The organism is Bradyrhizobium sp. Ec3.3, assembly GCF_000472925.1.
GTDB lineage: Bacteria > Pseudomonadota > Alphaproteobacteria > Rhizobiales > Xanthobacteraceae > Bradyrhizobium.
The window spans coordinates 104,942-125,734 of sequence record NZ_AXAS01000014.1 but is presented as its reverse complement, the minus strand read 5'-3'; the positions used below and the strand labels follow the sequence as shown (position 1 = coordinate 125,734).

Here is a 20,793-nt window from a genome sequence, read left to right as displayed (position 1 = left end):
GCGACCTTGAAGGGCGCCGCGGACGCATTGGTGGTGAAACTCAAGGCACCACGATCGCGAGACGAAGCCGAATGGATCAAGTGGTCTGCCGGCTACCTTGACAGCTTGGTCGACATGTATCTCTCGCCGCGCCCAGTGTTCGATGCGTCCTGGCACCGCGTGATTTTCGACCTCCTTACCGAGCGGGGTTGGGCGGGAGCTCTTCAAGAGATCGCGCAGAAGCTCTCCTTGGCGGCTCGGTCGAACTTCCCACCCGCAGAGCGATCTCCATCGCGGCGAACGATTGAACTGCTATGGCCGAAGCCGAAATCCTGAGCGCCGGCAATGTCTTGTCCCTCGAATTTCTTAAAGATCGCGACGTATGGCCCGGTCGCGCTACTCCGTTACGATTTCCCGGTGAGAGACAGGGCCGTCCGTGGACCATTGAACGACCGGGAAACACGCGGGGCGCCTCATGACTAATGTTGCGGAGCTGATTTCACCGTCGCAACGACGCGAGCCCCCGATAATTCAGCTGGGCGATATCTCCGATAATGCCACGCGAGGCGAACGCGCGCTGTTGGATGCTGAAGTGGACGTCTACCAGTACGGCGGCAATCTCGTTCGGCCGATCGTGGAGACGGTCGCCGCGGCGAACGGTCATAAGAGCGCTGTTGTCCGGCTTGAGCCGGTTGACGCCGTCTACCTTCGCGACTTGCTGGCGCGATACGCGATCTTCCAGAAGTACCGCTCTCGCGAAAAGGAATGGGCGCGATGCGACCCTCCCATGGATGTTGCGAAGACCATCCTAGCGAGGACGGGAGAGTGGCACTTCCAGACCATTGTCGGCGTGTTGACGACGCCAACAATGCGTCCGGACGGGTCGTTGCTGACCCGACCCGGGTACGATCCGGCGACCCAGTTGCTGCTGCTCGCCCCGCCGAAGATGCCCGCAATTCCAGCGAGCCCTTCGAAGGCCGATGCGCTGCACTCGCTTAGCCTTCTTGAAGACCTTCTTACGGAATTTCCCTTCGCTGACGACGTATCAAAATCCGTAGCCCTGTCGGCGCTGATAACGCCAATCGCGCGCGGCGCGTTTCCGGTCGCGCCGATGCATGTGTTCAGCGCGCCGGCGGCCGGGAGCGGAAAGAGCTACTTGTCGGACGTCGTCGCCTCGGCAGCGATCGGGCAGTTGATGCCAGTGATGGCAGCCGGCCGAAATGACGAAGAGACGGAGAAGCGGCTCGGCGCCGCATTGATGGCTGGACAGCCACTGATTTCGATCGACAACGTCACGAACGGACTTGGCGGCGACGCGCTGTGCATCGCGATAGAACGATCCAGCGTTCGAATGCGCATCTTGGGCCTTTCGGAAAACGCCCGCGTCGAGGCGCGTGGGACGACCTTCTTCGCAAGCGGAAACAACATCACAATTATCGGCGACATGACCCGACGGGTCATTACCGCAGTGCTCGATCCGGAAATCGAGAGGCCGGAACTGCGCGTCTTTAGGAAGGATCCCGTCGCCATGGTCATGAGCGATCGAGGCGCCTATGTCGCTGCCGCCCTGACGATCTGTAGGGCCTACGTGGCCGCAGGCCGGCCGCAGCCGGCCAAGCGCCTCGCCTCGTTTGAAGGGTGGAGCGACGTTGTTCGGTCAGCGCTGATCTGGCTCGGAAAAGCCGATCCCGTCGCCTCTATGGAGAGAGCGCGAGAACTCGACCCGCAGACGGTCGAACTGCGGGCGATGTTGGAAGCTTGGTCCAGCGCTGTGGGCATGGGAGTGGGAAACAGCTGCACCTGTGCGCAAGCGATCGATACGGCGGACGGCGACAATCCGGAATTTTTGGAGGCGCTGGAGACGGCGACCAAACAAAAGCTGACCGCTGGCACCCTCGGTGCTTGGCTCCAGCGCCGGCGGGGCACGGTCGTCGATCGCAAGCGGTTCGCCGTCGAGAGCAACAAGAAGGGCGGGTCCAAGTGGTGGGTCGAGGAAGTTTGACGGGGGGGGTCTGGGGGGTCTGAGGGGGTCTCTTTCAACCCCCCACGCGCGAGATGGCATGCCAAATCAATAAGAGAGGACCCAAACAGACCCCCTCAGACCCCCCAGACCCCCCTCATGGGTGGTGTGTGACGGCGGGCGCAGCAAGCGCCCGCCCCAATGACAAGACCCAATCAGAGGCCCAATGAACCCCCAATGGCTTCGTTGGGGCTGAGCAGGAGAGACCATGGTCGACGGCATTGAATTATTCACTCTGCGTCAACGCCGATCTGCCACTGGTGATACCTACTTCACCGGCAGGCTCGGCAATGCGTTCGTCGTCGTGATCCGCGACGAAGTCGAACGCGACGTTTGGAAAGTCATCGCTGCCGATCCCAACCAGACGAGGGATAACCGTCCATCGCCGGCGCGCGCCATAGCGCCGCCGGCTGACGACGGCGACCGTGACGAAGGTGACGACGACGAAGGCGACGCAGGTGACAACGAGTTCGATGAACTGCCCGCCGATCTGATGAGTTCCTGAAAACGAAGAAAGGAAGCAGCGCATGTCGACGGTCGATCCCACCTGGTACACGGGCGAACACGGCCAACAATTGCAACACGCGGAAGACCATTCACTGCGTCGGCGACCGGGCAAGCTACCGCCCTCAACTCAGGCGGCGATCGATGACATCAATCGCAGATACCCGACCGACCTGAATGACGAGCTCCCCGAGCTATAACCCCGCCAAGCTGATACGCCGCGCGCTGATGCGCGTGCCCGTCGACCGCACTCGGACGTGGGCAAGGGGCAGCCAACGCATGGGCGCGGCCCTCCCGTTGAGGGCGGCCCCTCCAAAAAAACATTTAGGGACCCTTTGGAGGCCGGTGCATGGGGCACGGGTCAGACGCCTGCCGATATCCACCGTAGCCGAAATTTTCAAAATCGCGGTTTCCTTACGGGGGCGACGCGAGATTTGCCCAAACCGCCAGTGCGTTAGCGACCAATTATTAAAAGCTCGCGATTTCCCTTCGTCATCGCTTAGCGTTCGCCGTTGTCACCACGATTGAGCGCACGGATGATCATTCAAAAAACTCTGACCCCAGCCAGGAAGGCGGGAAACCTTGCGAGCGCGGCCGCCGCGCTGCGCGCAGCCGAGCGCGCATACCGCGTCGCTTTGGTCGACGGCGACCTGATCGGAGCGATCCGAGCGAAGGAATTGCTCAACTCAGCCGAGGTCGCGGTCGAAGTTGCCCGTATGGCGATTGAAGGCGTCGACGAATGAGCGTGCTATTTCGTGTCGCTGAGCGCGTCATAAATTGCCCGCTCATGATCCTCCCAGCGAAACTTGAGGTTATCGCGTCCGTTCTGGACGGTCGGATCGGGATTGATGCCGCTTCGCTAGGTCCGGTCGAGATCGGCGCCGTGAAGAAGGCTGGGCCTCAGAGCTCCCAGTTTGTCGGGAGTTACGAACCTGTCGACCCCAAGAACCCATCGGCCGGCCGCAAGCCGTACCGGACGACATCGGACGGCGTCGCGCTGATCCCGGTTCTGGGTAGCCTTGTAAACCGCGGCGCGTGGGTAGGTGCCTATTCCGGCCTTCAGAGCTATGAGGGACTGAAGTTTCAGCTGGCGGCTGCCGCGGCGGACCCTTCGGTGACGTCGATCATCCTCGACATGGACAGCCCGGGCGGCGAAGCGGTCGGTGCCTTTGAAGCCGGTGATGCGGTCCGCGCAGCTGCGCAATCGAAAGAGGTCGTCGCCGTCATCAACGGCATGGCAGCCAGCGCAGCGTATGCGATCGCCGCGCAGGCGTCGCGGATCATCACGACGTCGTCTGGGATTTCCGGCTCTATCGGCGTCGTCATGCTGCACGCCGACTACTCGAAGCGACTGGAGAAAGAAGGCGTGAAGCCGACGCTGATCCATGCCGGCGCGCGCAAGGTTGACGGCAACCCCTACGAACCTTTGACGAAAGAAGTGAAGAGTGAAATTCAAGCCGAAATCGATCGCTTCTATGACCTGTTCGTCGCCAGCGTCGCCAAGGGGCGGCCCGGCATGACCGAAGCCGCAATTCGCGCCACCGAAGCGCGAACCTACATCGGGGCCGATGCCGTCGCGGTCGGTCTTGCCGATGCCGTCGGCAGTTTCGAAAGCGTTCTGGTTGAATTGACGGCGTCGGCGCCAACGCGTCGTTTGCCGCCGCCCGCCGCACAGTTGACGTTCACAGCAGCCGATCTCGCCACCGCGCGCGCGGAAGGGCGCGCGGAAGGTCTCCAACTGGGCGTTACCGATGGTGGCCTTGCAGCTGCTATGGCGCGGATCGACACGGTGACGAGCCTTCCGGAAGCCCAAGGTCGACGACAGTTTGCCTATTACCTCGCCTCGCAGACGGCTCTCCCGATAGAGGTGGTGAGGGGCGCTTTGAAAACCGTACCGACCGAAGCCGATGTTCTCCGTAGCGGTGGCAGATCGCTGGAACTCCGCGCCGGCGGACAGCCGCTTGGTCTTGTTCTCGAAACTGCCGGCCAACGCTCACTCGCCGAAAAGGAACCTGAGCTATGATCTTCACCAAGCCAAAATCTCCCACGCTCGCTTCCCGCATAGCGGCACTCGACGAAGAGATCGCCGCAGGCGCCGCGACGATCGCCAACCTTCAGACCCGGCGCCGTGCTGCCATTCTCGATGGTGACGATGCTGCGAGGACCGTCATCGAAGATGCGATCGCTAGCGCCGAGCGCGAGGCGACACTGCGAACGGAGCGTCGCGACATCCTTGTCTCCGAACACGAAGCGGCTCTTGCCCGCGACGCGCGAGAAGAGTTTGCTCGGCGTCACGCCGTGCAGGGCGAGATCAACGCAAAGGTAGCTGCATCCGGACAGAAGGCGCTTCGGAAGGCGTGGGAGATCACAGCCACGGCGCTTCGCGAGTTTGCGGACGCGCGGGTGGCTACAGATCTGTTGAACAAGGCGGCGCCGGAAGGCTTTTCGCAGCTTGCCTACGCGGACGATCTTGCCCGCGGCGCGTCGGCCCAGGCCTGCGTTGTCCTTTCCGACAAAGAAGTTGAGCAGTGGGCTTTCCTCTCAACTGGCAACCGCGTCGGCGATCAGGATGCCGTCCAAGGCGGAATTTTGCCTGTCGGCCTGCATGCGCAACCGCAGCGGTGCGTAAAACGACGTTTCCGTCATGTCCGATTTCACCCCGCCGAGAATGCCCGACATGCTCTGCCGATCTCGACAGAGCTTCGCTTCCCGCGGTGGGACGCTGCCGGTCCGATTTTCGACGGCGCTCTTGTGGTGCCGGACGCAGTTGCGACTGCGCTGAACACAATCGAAGAAAATCAGAGGAGCAAGACCGCACGCCCCGTCCTGGAGGAATTCATCGCGATCGATGATGCCGCATCGGATGCGGCCTAAGTTGGTCGGACACAACACGATATCGACGCCCCCAGCCCGTTAGCTGTGGCGTCAACACCAATCTTCAATCCTCAACCCTAAACCGGAGACTTCAGAGATGGCTTTGTCAGGCGTTCACATCACTTTTGGATACTCGATTGCCGACGCAGGCGACCGCTCCAGCGGATCTGCACTTCCGTTCAACGCCACTGGGTCCCAGACTATGGCAAGCGCCGGCACGTCCACCGTGACGGCACCGCAAGCCATTCCCGGTCAGCGTCCGGTGTTGTCGATCAGTGCGGCGGCACCAATCTTCTACGCGATCGGGCCGACCCCCGATGCGACGAACGGCCCGCGTCGCTACTTCGATCCTGCAGCACAAGGTAACCGCGAGGACATCTTCGTTAACGCCGGCGACAAGTTCGCTTGGGTTGCGGCCTAGCAGGCCAAGCGGCACGGCGTCGTGCGGGCCGCGGGGTTCAAGGGAAGGACCCGCGGCCCGATCTTCTCAACCCAAACAATCCACGTGAGGACAAACACTCTATGAGCGAAGCCAAAACGATCAACCTGAAGAAGCCGCTTCAGTCGCCGGAAGGCGAAGTCAAGCGTATCGTTCTGCGCGAACCGACGTTCGACGAATACCTGGTTCACGGTGATCCCTACACGATCGCGGCGTCGGCCGGCGGCAGCCCCTTCATGGTTGAGAACGCCGAGGTCATCGCGACCTACATCAAGGTTTGCCTTGTCGAACCAAAGGACCCGGCGATCTTGTCGCAGGGCAAGGCGAAGCTGGGCAAGGAAGTGAAGGAAGCCGTCTTGGCTTTTTTCCGTCCCGACGCCGAAACGGGCGAAGCCTCCGCGACCTAGCGGACGAATTGGTCTTCGGCGGCGTCGGGGGACAAAGCTTCTTCGATATTCAGAGGCTTTCGATTTCCGAACTTCAGTATTGGCACTCGCGCGCGGTCGCGTGGGGGAAGAAGCAGCAACGGAATAACAGGAGGCGCTAATGGCCAAAATAATCGAGGCGACCGCGCGGATAAATGCGGTGGACGCAACCGGCGCCGTATTCGACAAGATCGCCAAAAAGATCGATGCGATCACGAAGTCTGCCAAGACGTCAAAGAACGTCGATGCATTGTCGAAGTCGCTGGAACGCGCCCAGCAGCAGATGGCCGCGATCGACCGCTTCGGTTCTGCGCGCGGCGGCTTCGCTGATGCCCGCGAAAAGTTTCGGGCGACACAGGTGGCGGTCGACAGTGCTGCGCGTGCGATGAAGGCTGGCGTCGGCAACGCCGCCGCCCTGCAACGGGCCTACGACAGCGCGCAGGCAGCGGTCAGCCGCGCGTCGGCCGCCTTCGAACGACAGAAGACCGCAGTGCTTCAAGCGAAGCATGGCCTCGAACAGCTTGGTATTCCGGCGAACCGCGCAGCTGCAACACAGGACAAGCTACGCGCGGCCGTAGACCGAACGAACGCCGCCCTTGAGCGGCAGCCCGGGCTTGCGCGCCGATCGGCCGCAGCCGTCGGCCGCGGGATCGGAAACGTTCTGCCGTTCGCCGGTCCTGCGATCCTTCACGGCACGAAGGAGGCTGTGAAGGCTGGCGCCGAAATCCAGTCGGAAAAGGTCAGGATGCGGGCCGCGGGTATTCCGGAAGCCGACATCAATCGCGTGACGTCGGAAGCGCCGCACCTCACCGCTAAATACACCAACGTGAAGACGTCGGACGCGTTGGAGCGGTTCAAGGAGCTCCGATCGATCGTCCTTCATCCCGATGAAGCGCACGAATTGCTGCCGACGGCCGTCGCGGCGAACAGCGCCTTGAACGCGATGGACAAGAGCGGCGAAGCCGGGCATGGGCTCGGCTTCGCCTTCAAGGGCGCCGAAATCCTTGGTCGCGCGCAGGATCCGGAGAAATTCCGGAACTACATGGACGCCGTGATTAAGGCGCGGCAAGTCATGGGCGACACGGTCACGGCCGAAGGCATCTATGAGAACGCAAAATACATGCGGTCATCGGGCGCGCAACTGTCCGACCGCTACCTGACAACGACGGCGCTGTCGCTGGCGCAGGAAATGGGCGGCTCCAGCGCCGGCGTCGCGACCGATATGTTCGAAAAGACCGTCCAGGGCGGCTTGGCGAACCGCCACGCCGCGGCGAAAGCATTCGTCCGGTATGGCCTCGCGAATGAGGAAGACTTCGAGAAGACCAAGACCGGAGAACTGAAGGGGCTAAAAGCCGGCAAGCATGTGAAGGACTGGAAGAACGCAATGGCGAACCCGGACCAATGGGTCTGGGGACAGCTGGTCCCTGCGCTCGAAAAGGCCGGCATCACCGACCCGGTCGAACAGATTGCCGAAGCTCGAAAGATGTTCCCGGGCACTTCATCCGACCTTGTTGCGAAGCTGATCACGCAAAAGCAGTCGCTCCAAAATCACGCGACACTGTACGGCGGGGCGAAGGGTCTGGACAGCGCAGAGCTGAATAAGAGCGACCCGTTTGTCGCGCTGAACTCGCTGACGACGTCACTGTCGAACCTTGCGGGCGTGCTGACGCAGCCCGCAATGAAGGATATCGCCGGCGTGCTGGACGGCATCGCTTCGGCCTTTGGAAACTGGCAGAACCAACTGTCGGCCTTCAATAAGGAGCACCCGGACGCGGCGAAATGGATCGGCGGCGGCGCGATCGCCGGCGGCTTGGTAGGTGGTGGATATGCCACGATGAGCTTGTTTTCCGGCCTGATGAATGGCTTCGGTCTGGGGACGTCCGCGGTGGCTCTGGACGGGTCCGCCGCGGCGCTTACCGCGGCCGCCGCCGAACTATCGGCCGCCGCCGTCAGTGGCAAAGTAGCGAACGCAGCGTCGCCTGCCGCAAGTGCGGCAGTCGGCGGCTTGTGGGGTGCCGGCGCGGCGGCGCTTCCCTATTTGCCGGCCGTCGGGGTGCTGGCCGCTGGGGCGGGCGCCTACTGGCTGGCCGAAAGCGCCAACGAGGCGCAGGGTATCACGCGGGACAGCACACGCGCGCGAATGCGGCGCCAGCAAGCAAAGTACAATTGGTGGGGCAAGTATATCGGCGACGATCCGTTCTCAGCCCCCGAGCTGTCTCCAACGATGACGTATGGAACGGGCGTCGGTGGCGATAAGATGGTTCAAGCGCAGCTGACCGGATCAGCTGAAGTCCACGGCGAAACGAAGATCGTCGTGGAAGCAAGCTCGACGCTTCTGGACGTCGTTAGGCAGGCTGAGAACGCCGTGAAGCTTGTCGGCACGCTGAACGCAAACGGCCCAGGCTCGCTGGGGCATTCTTCGCCGGACGCAGCCGCCCCGCCGCCGTCGATCGGCCCGCAGATCCCGATTTCTCACTAAGGGCGGCTGTGCCGCGCGAATGGCGAAGCATTATCGAGGAAAAATCCCATGGGAATTGAAGTCGTCACCATCACCGCCGGCGGTATGCAATGGACTGCGTTCAAAGAATTCCACGTCCACGCAGCATTCAATAAAGCGGCGCGAGCATTCTCGATTGAGGTTGCTGCCGAACTTGGCGCGTCGGCGACGAATGCAATCTTCTCTGTCGGAACGGAAGTAACGATTAACGCGAATGGAGATCTTCTTCTGGCCGGCTACGTCGACAGCCGCGAGCCTAGCATCGCGGCTAGGAAGGCCATTATCAGCGTCAGCGGCCGGTCGAAGTCGGCGGACCTGATCGACAGCAGCGGCGAACACGAAACCGGCCAGTTCGAAGACAAAGACCCGCTCGAAATCGCGCAAGCGATTTCGAGCAACTACGCTGCGAAGTGGGAGAGCGACCAACAGCTGGAGAAGATAGAGCAGTACCAGTTGACGCCCGGCGAAACCTGCTTCCGCTGCGTTGAAAAGCTGACCCGTCAGCAAGGGATGACGATCACCGGTACGCCGGAAGGCAACGCCAAGATCACGAAGGCTGGGTCTGAGCGCAACGGCCCGCTGATCGAAGGCGTGAACATTCTGGCAGGCACGGCGCACCACAACGGATCAAACCGGCACTCCAAAATTATCGTCCGCGGTCAGCGACCGTTCGGTCACGGCGACGACAATCTAGAGATCGAAGCCGAAGAACAGGATGATGGCGTTCAGCGCAATCGAACTATCATCATCATTCAGAATGAAGACACGACCAAGGATCGCGCGAAGAAGCGCGCAAAGAACCGGAAGAACCGCACGGCTGGCAACGCCCTGAAGGCGACGATCTCGGTCCAAGGCTTCCACGATGACGGCGGACAACTGTGGGCGCCGGGCAGTCTTGTCTGGACCGAAAGCCCGTTCCTCGACATCGCGCAGGACATGCTGATCGAAAGCGTCGACTACCGCCAGAACGACGGCGGCAGCATCGCAACGCTGAACCTTATCGATCCGCGCGCCTATGACGGACAGGGCGCCGGCGGCGGCAAGGGCAATAAATCCGGCTCTGACTGGGTATTCCCTAGCGAAACCTCCCAACCTACGGACATCTGATGTTTTTCGAACACGATGACGGCATCCGGTCGACGACGCGCCGCGCGCGCGTCGTGAAGGTCGACGACAGCCGCAGCCAGCAACGGATCGACCTGAAAGGCCTGAAGAACGAGAAGCCGAAGAAGATTTGGCGACCGTTGGACTTCGGCTTCACGTCCGTCCCGCCGCAGGATTGCGACGGGTATCTGATCCAGATGGGCAGCAGGTCCGATCGGACGCTGTACCTTGATGGCGGTCATGAGAAGTATCGGCCGAAGAACACGCCGGCCGGCTGCATGGCAATCTTCAATCAATACGGCGACATTGTCCGCGTCTTCAAGGATAACGCCGACGTCGTCCATCAGAAGAAGGTCAATATCCGGATCGGGCATGGCTACAAAGCCGGAGAGAGTGGCGACAGCGGGAACGCTTCGACCGACATTGACGATCAGAGCAGCGAAGACACGAAGACAATTTCGGTCGTCCTTGAAGATGGCGAAGCGATCACTCTGACCTATGAGGGATCGACCGTCACCATCCGAGAAGACGGCCACATCGTCGCGCAGGCGGCGTCTCAGTTTTCAGGCGGCGTAGCCGGCGGCCGCTGGGTCGTCGTTCGCGGAAGCCGTGTCGATCTGGGCGTGACAAGCCCCGACGGCACCGCGACACCGCAGGTCGAAACGACAGCCGGTCCCTCAAACATCGTCTTTGCAGAGATTGCCTGATGGCTTCAGCGAGCGACCTCCTCAACGAAATCGGCCGTATCACAGCGCGGTTGGCTGCGACAGAGGCGATCGTTGTCCAAATCACCGCACCGCTTTTGGAACACGTGCAGCCTGGGCTTGGTCGCGAACTGATCCACGCCATCAGAGCTGGATTGAGCTTGCCGACGCACGATGAATTCCAAAGCCTTGCTGCTGAGGAATATTTGCAACGACTTGCTGACAACATCGAAGCGCGCGTTCGGACCACGCTTGATCGACGAAGACCCAACGGGGATATCCCGCATCAATCACTCTGAAATCGTACATCCATCCACGAGGTAGATAATGGCTCTTGATCTTTTCGGACCCACAGCCAGCGCAGGCGGCGTAACTGTCCGCCCGACTGAAACGCGGTCGTTCACGGCGACGGATACCTTCTTCCGAGACTGTTCGTCCCCCGACCTGGACGACGGGACCGAATTTCAAGCGGCGTGGTTCAATCAGGCGCTTGCGGCCCTGCGTGCCATGGCGCGCGGCAATGGCCAGACGGCAGGTGCCGTTGACGTCGTGACGCAGGACAATGCGGACGACAACATTCTTCTGAAGACCATCCAACACCTGATCCAGCGCGGGCAGCCGCTTTACGGTGAAGACACGTCGTCGACCGTGAACGTCATCACCGCGGCGCTTTCGCCGGCCCCGGCCGAGTACAAAAAGGGCATGACCGTCGCGATAAAGATCGCGAACACGAATTCCGGCGCAACCAAGATCAACCTGAACGGCCTAGGTCTTGTTAACGTCATCAGACCCGACGGATCTACGCCGCTTGACGGCGATCTACCCGCCGGCGCTGTCCCAGCGCTGCGGTATGACGGGGCCGCGTTCCAAATCATCGGCGCCGATGCGCGACCGACACTGAAGCGTAACACAACGATCTATGTCCGGACCGACGGCAACGACGGCAACGACGGAAGCGCGAACGATAGTGCACATGCGCTGGCGACGCCGCAGGCAGCTGTCAATCTCGCATTCAAGTATGGTCCGTCGCCCTTCACGATGACGATCGTCATTGGCGCAGGCACTTTTACCGGCGGCATGATTACGCCGTTTTATCTGGGGCCGAACATCGTCGTGCAGGGCGCGGGCTCCGGTTCGACGATCTTTGACGGTGGCGCAAGCAACTACGCCTGCGCCGTTCAAGGGCCGAACACGATGACCGTTTCCGGCATCAAGTGCCAGAGCTCGTCCGGACCTGCCGGTGCAGCATTGTTCTCTGCGTCATACGGAGCAACGCTCACGACAAACAATACGGCGAGCGGTTCTTGCGGCGGTGCGGTTTTTCAGGCCTCGCGCAGTGGTAACGTTGTGGTCGGCAATCACACTTTCAGCGGCAACTGCTATGCGGCGTTTTGGTCTAATTACGCCGGCATCATGCAGTGGACGCAGGGTGTCACGCTGACGATCAGCGCGCCGATTACGGTTTCGATCGCATTCGCTATGGCGGGCGCCGCCGGGACCATGGGCGTTCCGTCGCCAGCGCCTACATTTTCAGGTGCGGGCAACGTGACCGGCCCAAAATACACTTGCGGCGGCGCTGCCGGCATCGATAGCGGCGGGAATGGCGTCAACTACTTCCCTGGCTCATCTGCCGGGTCCACGAATAATTCTGGCTACTACATCTGAGGGGGATGTCATGTCCGTCAAACACAGCTTTCAATCCGGCCGCGCGGACAACGTCGACGCCGGCGCGATCCAGCCGTCGCAATGGAACGCGGATCACTCCCTGACCGGAATGCTGGCGATCCTCGATCAGCTGGCCCCGTCGCCGAACACCGTCTTTACGCTCGATGGGAGCAATCAGCTATCGCTTCAGGCGACCGCTTCGTTTGCTCCGATCTATTCGCCCGTCTTCACCGGCGTTCCGACGGCACCGACAGCGAGCCAAACGGTCAACTCGACGCAGATCGCGACGACGGAATATGTCCGAACTGCCATCACGACTTTGATCGGCGGCGCCCCTGGCGCGCTCGACACGTTGAACGAGCTCGCGACAGCCATCAATGACGATGCCAGCTATGCTGCGACTGTCACCGCTGCTCTTGGCGTTCGGCTCCGCGTTGACGCTGCGCAGGGGCTTACGTCCGGGCAGAAGGCGCAGGGACTTTCCAATCTCGGCGTCAATCAAATGTCGTCGATCGCTAGCGGTGCCGATTTCAACACCGTTCAGACGACCGGCACATACTATACGGCGGCAAATAACTGCACCAATACGCCGACCGCCGGCCAATATTGGTATCTTGAGGTTTTCCTGAACAATACCAATTTCATCCTTCAGCGCGCGACGCTTTATGATGCCGCAGGCGCTCTAACGTATCAGCGCACCATGGTCAGCGGTTCTTGGGGCGCTTGGCATCAGGTCATTGAACTTGACGCCTCTGGCAAATTGCCCGCCGTCGACGGATCGCAACTGACGAATATCGTTTTCGCCGGCGCGGTTCAGTACGATCAGGCGCAGACGCTTACCGCGGATCAGAAGGCAGCGGCGCAAGCGAACCTTGGCGGCTTCCCCTTCAATGGGCAGATCGTCGAAAGCCACGCCGCCGGCGCGGTGACATTCGCAGTCAAGACGCCGTCCGGTGCTGATCCTAGTGCGGCAACGCCGGTTGTGTTCCGCTTCCCGACCGGCGGCGGCGCTTACACATTCGTTTCGGTCACAGCGGCGCTGTCGATCACCATTCCGTCAGGCGCAACTCTTGGGCAGACGAACGGTCAGGCGTTTCGGCTTTGGGTCGGGGCGTTCAACGACGCCGGCACGGTGCGGCTTGCGGTGCGCACCAATTCGACGGGCAAACTCGGCTATACACGACCGCCGGAAACGAGGCCGCAATCAAGCACGTTGACGCCGGCGAACGCTGCGAACGTGTTCTACTCCACCGGCGCTGCCGTCACCTCGAAATACTGGTCATGGATCGCGCACGCGACATATGAAAGCGGTCTCGCGACGGTGGGAACGTGGGCGGTGTCGCCAGATTATGTCGCGCTAGTCGATGCCTCGTCGCCTCGGCCGGGTGATGTGGTGCAAGAGGTGACCGCACTCGGGCCTGCCGGAACGGTGACGGTTTCTGATACCGCTGGCCCGTATGACGTGATTTCCCAAGCGATCACGCCATCGTCGGCGGCGAACAATATGGACATCGAGAGTGACGGATTTATCTATATCCGCACCGCCGCCGCCAGCGGGAATGGCAATCTCTTGATCGCGAACGGGTCAACCGCCATCTCGCCGTCGTATAGTCAGTTCTATCAGAATGCCTCAACGGATGCGCTTATCACGGTGCGGCCGCACGCGGTCGATCGGCCGAACACGATCGCGGCGGTGACGTACAAGCTGCGCGCGCTGAACATCGCAACTGGCACCGGGCAAATCCAATATTCCGGCTGGAGTTTCCGGATACGTGAAATCTACACCTGATCGAAGGCGCAAAGGCCGCCCTACGGGGCGGCCATTGACGCGAACCGTGACCAACACGGGAATTGTCCCGGCGAACTCTGCGCGAAACGGGAAAGTACCCGCGTTGCTTTCTAAAAAAATTTCAGTAAACCTAAAGCAGATCGCCCGGCAGTTCGCGCTGCCGGGCGATCCTAACCTGAAACACCATGGGATAAACATGCTGTCACAAGCTAACTCAACGAATAGCACTCTTCGCCAATCGACGCACCAGTTACGAAAGCCGACCCCGATCGAGGCGCTTTGGCGACTGTATCAAGCAGCGTCGATCGAAAAGCGTCGCATCTATGCGCTTTATGACGAAGCGGAAGCGGCCGGCGATAGCGACAAAATTGATCAGGCGCATGCAGCATGCGACGCCGCATTCGAGGCGCTGGAAAATATCGCCGACAAAATCATGCGATTGCGGCCGAAGGTCCCCGCAATCGACCTACCGATTAAGGCCCAGGTTCTTGTCGGGCGCGATCACGGTAACGGCTATTGGGCCCCGGACGTCCAGCGTTTCTGCCGGGACGTTATGACCGCGACCGGGATATCCGGAACTTAGGCCCGTGAACAAAGCCGACCGCACCGAACGGCTCCGGGCGCTCAGTCAACTGGCGCTTGGGATCATCCGTCGGTGCGGCCAGCATTGTTGTGTCAATCGCACCGACGGCCGCTGGCGGATATCCGAAGTCCGTTACAATGGGTTCAAGCTGGCGCGCTCGCGATTGATCGATGACGAATACCGGACGTCCAAATTGGACGTCCGGTATCTCGGAAAGATCGTCCTTCACGTTGAATGGACGACTGACGCGGTCGCACGGACGTCTTACCGACCGGGGTCATGGGAGGCCTTGCTTCTCCGATACGATCGCACGCCAGCTTTGGCCGGGCGCGTCGAAGCTCGGACATGAAGACCGATCTTCCATATTGGCCGGCGGCGCTGCGTCTGGATCAGGCGGCCGCCTATTGCGGTCTTAGCGTGCCGACGTTTTCGGCCGTCTGCCCGGTGAAGCCGATCGAGTTCACCCAATCCAGCCGCGGGCGTCGTTGGTTGCGCGCGCGCCTGGACGCATGGCTTGCATCGCTGGATAAGAATGATCCCGAAACCGGCAGCGTACGGCGCCGAATTGGGGACATGATCGGAAAGTCGCCAGAACCTATCCTCAGAAGGCGTCGTCGCGGTGAACGAACCTGAACCTGATAGCGATCCGCGCGACGAAGCGGCAGCTGGGCAAGCGAAGCCGCGGCGGCCGCGGCGCGAAGCGCGCCGACCAATAGTCACACTTGAGCAACTGCCGTTGTTCGCCGACGAACGATCCCTGAGCGAAGCCGTCCTAGGGCATGGAAAGTACACTCATTGGCGCGCTGTCGTCCCTCTGCTCGAAGGCCGCGGCTTCCCGAAAATCGACGGCTTGATGGGCGGCCGATATACGCGCGCTGTGCGCGCGTTTTTTGATCGCGAATACCGTATCCACGGCGACGAACAGGTTTCCAAGCCGCATTCGCCGGCGAAGTTGGGGGCAGCTCATCAGCCCGCAAACTTGGGGGCAACGTGGAAGAAACGCGAGCGCAAGCCGTAGTGATCTGGCGACCTTCCTGAATGTGCTCCAGACCCACTCAGCAGCCCGTCACTGTGCCGCGTCCAAGTCCAAGAGGTTTTCGCAGAGGGGTTCGCCAGTTTCGAGCGCAGCGTTCAGGATCATTTCGGCGATGCGGCCGGCGTCCAGCGAATGCCTGCCTGCGAGGCGCGAGAGAAGGTCGGCGCTGCGGACGTGAACGCCGACGCGATAGATGATCCGGGCTTCCGGACTTTCCTGCCGCGGACGGCCGCCCTGTCCTGACAGGACGATGTTGAAGCGCTTGCACAGTTCGAAGATGCGCGGCGCTTGATTGCCGGCCAGTCCGATGTCCAGCGCGATTTCGCGCGCAGTCATCTTCCTGTCTTCGGCAAGATGCCTGACCCATGCGATCCGGCCTTCGTTCCACTCGATCCGTCGGCCGACATTACCGAAGTCAGGCTTCAACATTTGCGCCCCTCTTTTGCAGGGCCGCTCCGCCGGCCGCTGTTTCATGGTTTTAAGGAACGAATGTAGCGCCGAATAGACCGCGATGCGCCTGATCTGTTCCGAAGCGACGGGGCTCGCCTTCCGCAATTCGGCGAATTCTCGATTGAAGTCGCGCATTTGGCCGGCCGCCTGGCATGTCGGCCAAGGCCTGGTCGACGATCGCGAGCGCGGCGCGCTGGACGGCGCGGGCGAAGGGGGCAGTCCGAATGCCGGCTTCAGCCGCGGCCGCATGGACGGCCGCGAGCGCGGCGGGGCGGCCATGTTTGGGGCGATCCGGCCGGCGGCGAGCTCGGCGACCCCGGGCCTGATATCGGGCGACGGCTCGCGAGGAAACATCACCGTCCGATTGCATGGCAAGGGCAGTCGATCCAAGCGGCCTATTACCGCTGGATGAACGCGCGAGGGATCAAGCTGGATCCGGGGAAGGTCGATCGGCGGCATCGGCGAGGGGGTGTCGAGGTATAGCTCGACACCGAGAGGGACAAAGGGGACAGGCTGATTTGTCGTATCGCGCGGCGGTCGAACAGGCTGACGAGGCACGCCCCCCCCGGAGGCAACGGCGAGCCCTCGCGGCCGTCGGCGTTCATCCGCCGTGCTGTTGGTCCTCTGCCGAATGCCAGTCCGCGCCGTGGCGGCGGATCATCTCGCGATGAGACCGCTTGATGAACACGCGCTCGACGCAAAAGCCGGCGGTGATTGAAGCGGCCAGCGCGAGCCCGGCGGCGACGTAGCTATTCATGAAATCCCAAAGAATGCTGCAGCCGGCGACTACGAGAAAGGTGAGTACCATGACCGCACTGCGGACTGTTTTAACCATAATTTTCCTCCAGGCCCGAAATGGCGAGGAACCTCTTATCATTGCAACCATGACGATCAGCAGCATTGATGGTCATCTTTCCGCCGCCTTTCTGCGACGCGGCCCCCGCGGCCTGTCGACATGCCACGCGTCCCGCCATCTCCACGCCCGCCGCGTCGCTGTTGCTGCTGACCGCATCGTGGAGGATCGGAAGATGCTCTGCGCTCCATTGCGGAAATGGCCCCTTAGGGCCGCAGCCGACTTGTCCCGTCAGCAGGATTTCCAACACACGCCTGCTGGAGCTGTAGACACACGATGGCGGCTGAGGCCGCAACAGGAGAGGTCATCATGTCGAGCAAAAAATCCATGCTTCCACCGCGTACAGATCGGTCTGAGTGGCTGTCCCGCCGAGCGGCACTCGCAAGCCTCGCGATCCTTCCTGCGGCGCTCCCCGGCGCCGCGGCAGCGGAACCGGACCCGATCTTTGCCGTCATCCAACGCCACCGCGATCTGTCGGATCATTATAGCGCGGCCACGGCGATTTCTGCGAAACTGCCGGACGGCCCTGAATTTGAGGCTGCCGACAAAGTAAGCGGCGAAAGAGGTGATGCTCTCTCGAAGCATACCGACGTGCTGATCCGTTCAGAGCCGACGACAATGGCGGGCATCGCCGCCTTGACCCGTTACGCGGCCAGCTTGGCCAACTGGCAAGTGCCCTCGGATGAGGACTGGCCTCAGGTCTTACTCGGCACGTTGGCGAACGCCTTCGACAGCATCCTTCAGACGGAGGGCTGACGTCTTGCCGGATGTTTGCCGCCGCGCTGCCCGCGCGCGGCGGAGGCAGCCAGCGCATCATCACCATCTGACGCTCGCGCCAGTATTGCCGATCACGGTGAAGCAGGTGACGTTTTCTGCTACAACGCTGTGAGCAGGAGGGCGATTGATGGCACTAACGACCGATGACATGCGGTTTGCGCTTAACGACGCGAGAGAGCGCCACAAGGCGACCGTCGATCTCATCACTGGAATGGATCGTCAAGCTCTCAGCTTTCTACAGCTGTACGTCACGCTCGCTGGCGCCGCGCTTTCAGGCGCCGGCGTGATCCTTCTGAGCACAGCAGCAGCTTATCCTCGCGCTCTCGGGGCGGGTCTCCTCGCGTTTGCCGCTCCGCTCGTGATCGGTGCGATCGTCTGCATCATCACTATCTGGCCGGCGAACATCAGCCCGCCGGGTCGTGATCCAGATTTTTGGCAATGGGCAGACCGTGAGGACGTCACAGCCGAGATGGCTTATCGCGCTTATCTCGCAAATCTTGCCGTGAAGGTGAAGCAGAACGAACTACTCAACATCCGCGTCTCAAATTGGATGCTGGCGGCCAAAATTGCCGGCATCGCCGCCCCCGTATTAGGGTTTTTCGTGGCAGCGATCGCTTCCCAACCGATTTAGTTTCAACGCGTGCGAGGGATCGGTGTTTCGCTCTTTCGGCGGTCCGTGTCCTCAGGCGGAGGGGGCGGCGGGGGTGGTGGACGCTTATCGTCTTCGTTCGATATCGAACCATTCATCGGACAAATCTCCATTGGTCAGACAGTGGGGATTTCAGGCGCGCGTTCTGACCGCGAATCAGGACGCGCGCCACTTCGATCATTATAGCCTGTTAGCCTCGATCCAGGGTTCGTCGATCGATCAAACGCGCCCGAGATCGGCCGTCCGAAGGTCTCGCGTAGCTGCCGTGCCGAACGGCGTCGGACTGCGGCAAGAAAGCCCGGCGCGCAGAAAATCTGCGCGCCGAGATCGTATCTTGATGCCGAGCTATTTGATCCGCGGGCAAGTTGCGCTTGTTTCGCGCCCTGGATGTGATGGAGTGATCTCTCCCGTACGCGATTGGCGAGCGGAAGAGGCTTTGATTTGAAATTATCGTCAGTTCGTGGGGCTGCTCGGCGTCCTGCACGGCAGCCCCCCAGATATTGAGGAATGCAATGATCCGAAGTACTTTGACCGCCGCGTTGGCGAGCGCGATCATGCTGGGCACGCCAGCCGCAGCACAATCGGCGACTGCTGCGCCGGCGGAAACCAAATCGGCTGATGTCGATTACAAGGTCGTTGATCCCGGCGACCTCTTCATCGGCACGCGAAAATACCTGGACAAGCCGATCCTGCTCCGAAGGATGCACTGCTACTACGCGGACGTGGACGACTACCGTTGCACAGCCGGCGGGCCCGTTTTCCTTGCTGTCTTCGCGGCCACGGTCGAGCCGGCGGCAGCTCGGGAGTGGATAGAAAAAAATTGCGATCAGCTGAAGATCGCGGTGACGTCGGAAAAATGCATCTTCAACACGCAGTTCGTCTACGGCGCCAAGGACGTCGACGACGATGTCGTGTCCGGATTTCAGCAGCGGAAAGTGATCCGGCCGCCGGCCGGCATCACCATGATCCCAAACAAAGCGGTCAAGAGCGAGCGATAGCGCAAGCGGCCGCCTCCTGTTCACGACGGCCGTTGTCGCGGACGACGGTCGCCGGTGGTCGCGCGGTCGAAATCGCGCGGATCGAATTAGACGTCGGCGAAGCTGAAGAAGTGGATGACAGAATGATCGACGGATTTGTCGCCGCCGCACTTGCGCTTGCGCGGGCTGCATTGGAAACCGGCGCAGATGAAGCCGAACTGAAAAAGCTTCAGGTCAGCCTACCGGCAGACGTCTTTGATCGGATCGAGCGCGCGACGAAGGACGATCCGAGCTTCATCAAGCCGGCGCGATCGACACAGCTTCGCGAAACGTTACTGATCGCCGGGATCAAGTTCGTCAGAACGCCGATCTAGGCGATCCATGCGGCGGCAACCCTCAAGACCCAGCTGAGCGATCGGTTTCGATTTGGCGACGGATAAATTCGGCGGCGCCCTTGATCGCAGAATGAACATCAAGCGCCCGATCCCCATCCAGCGTGACGCCGCCGATCGGATCGCCGAGGCGGGACAGGCCATATGCGCCCGATACCCCTCTCAGATGGGAAGGCTGTTCGCTTGTGTCATTTCTTCGCCTTCAGACCGATCTCGATTAGGCGGCGGATCGCCTCCGATCGGCCGGGCCTGTCATCCTGAGCAACAGCCCAGGCGTCGATTTTCGCCAAAAACTCATCGGACAGGCGAATAGCGCGGACGGGATCCCTCCCTGTCGATGGGCGACCGCCTTTGGGTTTTGGTAATACCGCTGTTGACTTGGACATGTTTTGGTATTACCACAACTGCAAGCCGAGGGGAAGTTGCACCTTCCGCCCCGGCTCTAACCCCGACCATCCTGGAGATCCCAATGGCCTTGGCTACCCGGCGTGATAACACGCCACGGGCTCGCTCGCCCGAACTTCTGTCCGAGCTTCCCAAGACGTCCGACGCTTCGCCTGCCGGCATATGGCCCAAATCTCAGCTGCTGCGTCACGGTCCGGAGCTGCCAATGGTTGAGCGCGTGCGCCGCTACCAGCACAACATCCGTGCCATTCGCGCGGCCGGTTGTAGGGTGCCCACGCCCCACCTGGTCGACACGCTCGATCCGGACACGATCGAGGCATGGTTTGCCGAAGGCGCCGCGACGAGTGCGAGGTTGCGCCGGCTGATCGCCGCTGTTGCAAAGCTTCCGGACGATACCCTCCTTCCATCGCCATTCGAGGGGAGTGCTCGATGAAGCGCAATCCCACGCCCCAAAACGAGCCGCTGAGCGATGTTGCGACGGCCAGCGTCGAAGTGCCGACCTCCGCGCTCAAGACGCTGGCGCGCCTCCTGGATGAGGCCAGCACTCAGGTTGCGAGAATGTCTCGCGAGTAGCCGGCAGGACTATCCCAGCCATCGCGCTAGGCCACGCCGGCCAACGCCAGCATGATCGACGTGCTCTATAAGGAGCGCACCGCGCTCGCGGCCAAGCC

26 protein-coding genes are annotated in these 20,793 nt (G+C 61.4%); 24 read left to right on the top strand and 2 right to left on the bottom strand.

What is annotated here, in order from left to right; all coding sequences use genetic code 11:
* The first annotated feature begins 571 nt into the window (after positions 1-571).
* The 17 genes from YUU_RS51020 (at position 572) to YUU_RS58685 (ending at position 15,601) form a co-directional block, all read left to right on the top strand.
* Complete coding sequence (locus tag YUU_RS51020) at positions 572-1,981, top strand: hypothetical protein (protein WP_156944339.1); 1,410 nt, start codon at positions 572-574, stop codon at positions 1,979-1,981.
* 226 nt (positions 1,982-2,207) lie between these two features.
* Complete coding sequence (locus tag YUU_RS0116345) at positions 2,208-2,504, top strand: hypothetical protein (protein ID WP_027523349.1); 297 nt, start codon at positions 2,208-2,210, stop codon at positions 2,502-2,504.
* Between the two features lie 22 nt (positions 2,505-2,526).
* Positions 2,527-2,703, top strand: a complete 177-nt coding sequence (locus tag YUU_RS58695) for a hypothetical protein (RefSeq protein WP_156944338.1) — start codon at positions 2,527-2,529, stop codon at positions 2,701-2,703.
* Positions 2,704-3,039: 336 nt separating this feature from the next.
* Entirely contained in the window at positions 3,040-3,246 is a 207-nt protein-coding gene (locus YUU_RS0116335) for a hypothetical protein (RefSeq protein ID WP_027523348.1), read from the top strand.
* On the top strand, positions 3,243-4,526 hold the full coding sequence (locus YUU_RS51015; protein WP_084801457.1) for a S49 family peptidase: 1,284 nt from the start codon (positions 3,243-3,245) through the stop codon (positions 4,524-4,526). Before YUU_RS0116335 ends, YUU_RS51015 begins: the two co-directional genes overlap by 4 nt.
* Positions 4,523-5,377, top strand: coding sequence for a hypothetical protein (locus YUU_RS0116325; RefSeq protein ID WP_027523347.1), 855 nt, complete (start codon positions 4,523-4,525; stop codon positions 5,375-5,377). The genes YUU_RS51015 and YUU_RS0116325 overlap by 4 nt, the downstream gene beginning before the upstream one ends.
* A gap of 97 nt (positions 5,378-5,474) precedes the next feature.
* Entirely contained in the window at positions 5,475-5,798 is a 324-nt protein-coding gene (locus YUU_RS0116320; protein ID WP_156944337.1) for a hypothetical protein, read from the top strand.
* A 101-nt stretch (positions 5,799-5,899) separates the two neighbouring features.
* Positions 5,900-6,223 carry a hypothetical protein gene (locus YUU_RS0116315; RefSeq protein ID WP_027523345.1) on the top strand — a complete coding sequence of 108 codons (324 nt, stop codon included), beginning with the start codon at positions 5,900-5,902 and terminating at the stop codon, positions 6,221-6,223.
* Positions 6,224-6,491: 268 nt separating this feature from the next.
* Positions 6,492-8,720, top strand: a complete 2,229-nt coding sequence (locus YUU_RS0116310) for a hypothetical protein (RefSeq protein ID WP_198031768.1) — start codon at positions 6,492-6,494, stop codon at positions 8,718-8,720.
* 48 nt (positions 8,721-8,768) lie between these two features.
* Positions 8,769-9,845 carry a phage baseplate assembly protein gene (locus tag YUU_RS0116305; protein WP_027523343.1) on the top strand — a complete coding sequence of 359 codons (1,077 nt, stop codon included), beginning with the start codon at positions 8,769-8,771 and terminating at the stop codon, positions 9,843-9,845.
* Between the two features lie 53 nt (positions 9,846-9,898).
* Positions 9,899-10,549 (top strand): phage baseplate assembly protein, encoded by a 651-nt coding sequence (locus YUU_RS0116300; RefSeq protein ID WP_198031767.1) that lies wholly within the window; start codon positions 9,899-9,901, stop codon positions 10,547-10,549.
* On the top strand, positions 10,549-10,845 hold the full coding sequence (locus tag YUU_RS58690) for a hypothetical protein (RefSeq protein WP_156944335.1): 297 nt from the start codon (positions 10,549-10,551) through the stop codon (positions 10,843-10,845). The genes YUU_RS0116300 and YUU_RS58690 overlap by 1 nt, the downstream gene beginning before the upstream one ends.
* Before the next feature lie 28 nt (positions 10,846-10,873).
* The gene (locus YUU_RS0116290; protein ID WP_027523340.1) at positions 10,874-12,211 is read left to right on the top strand and encodes a hypothetical protein; all 1,338 of its coding nucleotides are present in this window, start codon (positions 10,874-10,876) and stop codon (positions 12,209-12,211) included.
* Positions 12,147-14,000: a pyocin knob domain-containing protein gene (locus YUU_RS55105; RefSeq protein ID WP_156944334.1), complete on the top strand. Its 1,854-nt coding sequence runs from the start codon at positions 12,147-12,149 to the stop codon at positions 13,998-14,000. The genes YUU_RS0116290 and YUU_RS55105 overlap by 65 nt, the downstream gene beginning before the upstream one ends.
* A 46-nt stretch (positions 14,001-14,046) precedes the next feature.
* The gene (locus tag YUU_RS0116280; RefSeq protein ID WP_156944333.1) at positions 14,047-14,583 is read left to right on the top strand and encodes a hypothetical protein; all 537 of its coding nucleotides are present in this window, start codon (positions 14,047-14,049) and stop codon (positions 14,581-14,583) included.
* Between the two features lie 345 nt (positions 14,584-14,928).
* Positions 14,929-15,216, top strand: a complete 288-nt coding sequence (locus tag YUU_RS56395; protein ID WP_084801456.1) for a hypothetical protein — start codon at positions 14,929-14,931, stop codon at positions 15,214-15,216.
* Positions 15,203-15,601, top strand: coding sequence for a hypothetical protein (locus tag YUU_RS58685; protein WP_156944332.1), 399 nt, complete (start codon positions 15,203-15,205; stop codon positions 15,599-15,601). Before YUU_RS56395 ends, YUU_RS58685 begins: the two co-directional genes overlap by 14 nt.
* 48 nt (positions 15,602-15,649) lie before the next feature.
* Here the strand turns inward: YUU_RS58685 and YUU_RS0116265 are convergent, their stop codons facing one another.
* Entirely contained in the window at positions 15,650-16,048 is a 399-nt protein-coding gene (locus tag YUU_RS0116265; RefSeq protein ID WP_035662505.1) for a hypothetical protein, read from the bottom strand.
* 82 nt (positions 16,049-16,130) lie between these two features.
* Between YUU_RS0116265 and YUU_RS0116260 the strand changes: the two genes are divergently transcribed.
* Positions 16,131-16,481 (top strand): hypothetical protein, encoded by a 351-nt coding sequence (locus YUU_RS0116260; protein ID WP_027523336.1) that lies wholly within the window; start codon positions 16,131-16,133, stop codon positions 16,479-16,481.
* A gap of 189 nt (positions 16,482-16,670) precedes the next feature.
* On the opposite strand, the gene YUU_RS0116255 is transcribed toward YUU_RS0116260, so the two are convergent.
* Complete coding sequence (locus tag YUU_RS0116255) at positions 16,671-16,970, bottom strand: hypothetical protein (protein ID WP_245288028.1); 300 nt, start codon at positions 16,968-16,970, stop codon at positions 16,671-16,673.
* A 261-nt stretch (positions 16,971-17,231) separates the two neighbouring features.
* Between YUU_RS0116255 and YUU_RS0116245 the strand changes: the two genes are divergently transcribed.
* The 6 genes from YUU_RS0116245 (at position 17,232) to YUU_RS58680 (ending at position 20,695) form a co-directional block, all read left to right on the top strand.
* Positions 17,232-17,678 (top strand): hypothetical protein, encoded by a 447-nt coding sequence (locus YUU_RS0116245; protein ID WP_245288027.1) that lies wholly within the window; start codon positions 17,232-17,234, stop codon positions 17,676-17,678.
* A 148-nt stretch (positions 17,679-17,826) separates the two neighbouring features.
* Positions 17,827-18,330 (top strand): hypothetical protein, encoded by a 504-nt coding sequence (locus YUU_RS0116240; RefSeq protein WP_027523332.1) that lies wholly within the window; start codon positions 17,827-17,829, stop codon positions 18,328-18,330.
* Positions 18,331-18,860: 530 nt separating this feature from the next.
* Positions 18,861-19,346, top strand: coding sequence for a hypothetical protein (locus YUU_RS0116230; RefSeq protein ID WP_156944331.1), 486 nt, complete (start codon positions 18,861-18,863; stop codon positions 19,344-19,346).
* Positions 19,347-19,378: 32 nt separating this feature from the next.
* Complete coding sequence (locus YUU_RS0116225) at positions 19,379-19,699, top strand: hypothetical protein (RefSeq protein WP_027523329.1); 321 nt, start codon at positions 19,379-19,381, stop codon at positions 19,697-19,699.
* Between the two features lie 628 nt (positions 19,700-20,327).
* On the top strand, positions 20,328-20,555 hold the full coding sequence (locus YUU_RS0116215) for a hypothetical protein (protein ID WP_027523327.1): 228 nt from the start codon (positions 20,328-20,330) through the stop codon (positions 20,553-20,555).
* Positions 20,552-20,695, top strand: coding sequence for a hypothetical protein (locus YUU_RS58680; RefSeq protein ID WP_156944330.1), 144 nt, complete (start codon positions 20,552-20,554; stop codon positions 20,693-20,695). Before YUU_RS0116215 ends, YUU_RS58680 begins: the two co-directional genes overlap by 4 nt.
* The last annotated feature ends 98 nt before the right edge of the window (positions 20,696-20,793 follow it).